The organism is Synergistes jonesii, from assembly GCF_000712295.1.
Lineage (GTDB): Bacteria > Synergistota > Synergistia > Synergistales > Synergistaceae > Synergistes > Synergistes jonesii.
This window is the reverse complement of sequence record NZ_JMKI01000046.1, coordinates 1-1,616: the sequence shown is the minus strand read 5'-3', so window position 1 is coordinate 1,616 and position 1,616 is coordinate 1. Positions and strand designations below refer to the sequence as shown.

Genomic DNA, 1,616 nt, shown 5'->3' with positions numbered 1-1,616 from the left:
TAGGGGAGGCCGTCGAAAAAAGCATCCTCTGCACTTCGATTCTCGTGGAGATGGGTATCCCGCTCGTCATAGCACGCGCCGCTAACTGTCTGCATGCGAAGGTGCTCGAGCGCGTCGGCGCGCACAGCGTGATATTTCCCGAGCGCGATATGGGCTTCAGCATAGGAGAGAAGCTCGTCTATCCGTGGTATTCCGCGTTCACGCACATAGGCGGCGGAGACTTTCTGCTCGGCAGGATACGCCCTCTGCCCGACATGCTGGGCAAGGATATGGCGCAGCTGAAATTCTCACAAAAATACAAAGTTATTGTTATACTTATGGAGTATGGCGGCGCTCAGCATACGCCAGACGCCGCGCGCCCTTTCGAAAAGGACGACAAGATATGGGTGCTCGGACATACCGCCGACATAGGCAGGCTCGTCGCCGAATGCGATATCGCCGACATGCCAGGCGCGGAAGAGGCAAAATTATCGGGCGTTGATCAGAGCGCCCGAGGGAGGCTGTATTAATGGAAATAGAAGAGATGAGAAAGGCCCTGAAGGAGAACGGCTTTCTCGAACGCCTTGAAAAGATAAAGGAGTCCGGCCTTGAGAAGATCGAGGGAAGTTCTCTGCCGGAGCATCTGCAGCTGGTGCGCGCGAATCTCCTCGGCAAAAAGGGAGAGCTCACAGAGATATTAAAGAGCGTCGGGCAGTCCGCGCCCGAGCTGCGCAAAACTCTCGGACAGGCGGCAAACGAAGTAAAACAGATCCTCACCGAAGCGGTGGAAAAACGAAACGCTCAGCTTCTCGACACAGTATCCGCGTTCGAAGGGGAAGCCGATGTAACGGTCCCCGGCGCGGAGCCCTTCACAGGCGGACTGCACCCCGTAACACAGATGTGCTACGATTTGAATGACGCTTTCCTTTCTCTCGGCTTTGAAGTCTTCTCCGAAAATGAAATAACGAGCGAGAAGTACGCTTTTGACAACCTGAATTTCGCTCAGGAGCATCCGGCGCGCGAGAGCATGGATACCTACTGGCTCAAGGGGCACGACGAGGGGCGCGGAGCGGAGCGCCTCTGCCTCCGCCCGCACCTCACCGGCGCTTCCGTCCGCTATCTACGCGATCACGGCGCTCCGGCGCGCTTCGTATACCCGGGACGCGTCTACCGCAACGAGACGACCGACGCGCGCCACGAAAGGGCATTTTTCCAGTACGAAGCGCTGATAGTGGACAGGGATTTTTCCTTCGCCTCCGGCATGGTACTGATCAAGACTATTCTTGAAAGGGTTTTCGGCCGCGAGATCGACGTGCGCATGAGGGTGGGTTTCTTCCCGTTCGTCGAGCCGGGCTTCGAGATCGACATGAAATGCCAGGTCTGCGGCGGCGAAGGCTGTAGCGTCTGCAAGCACGTCGGCTGGATAGAGGTCATGCCGGGCGGCACCCCTCATCCGAACGTTCTCAGGGCCGCCGGGCTCGACCCGGCCGTGTGGTCGGGCTTCTACATCAACATAGGGCTCGACCGTCTCGTCATGATGCGCTACGGCGTAGACGACGTGCGCCTCTTCCACAGCGCCGACCTTCGTTTCCTTGAGCAGTTCAAGTAGGGGGAAAATACCATGAAGCTGTCATTGA

The 1,616-nt window shown here is 57.7% G+C and carries 2 protein-coding genes; both read left to right on the top strand.

Annotated features, from left to right (window positions below):
* A partial coding sequence (locus EH55_RS10765; protein ID WP_037977739.1) for a TrkA family potassium uptake protein occupies positions 1-509 on the top strand: 509 nt, incomplete at its 5' end.
* Positions 509-1,588 carry a phenylalanine--tRNA ligase subunit alpha gene (locus EH55_RS10760; protein ID WP_201769336.1) on the top strand — a complete coding sequence of 360 codons (1,080 nt, stop codon included), beginning with the start codon at positions 509-511 and terminating at the stop codon, positions 1,586-1,588. The genes EH55_RS10765 and EH55_RS10760, both read left to right, overlap by 1 nt.
* Positions 1,589-1,616: the final 28 nt, after the last annotated feature.

Bases quoted from the DNA above. Each gene is read 5' to 3' on its own strand.
- EH55_RS10760 (WP_201769336.1), top strand. From the start codon at position 509: ATGGAAATAGAAGAGATGAGAAAGGCCCTGAAGGAGAACGGCTTTCTC.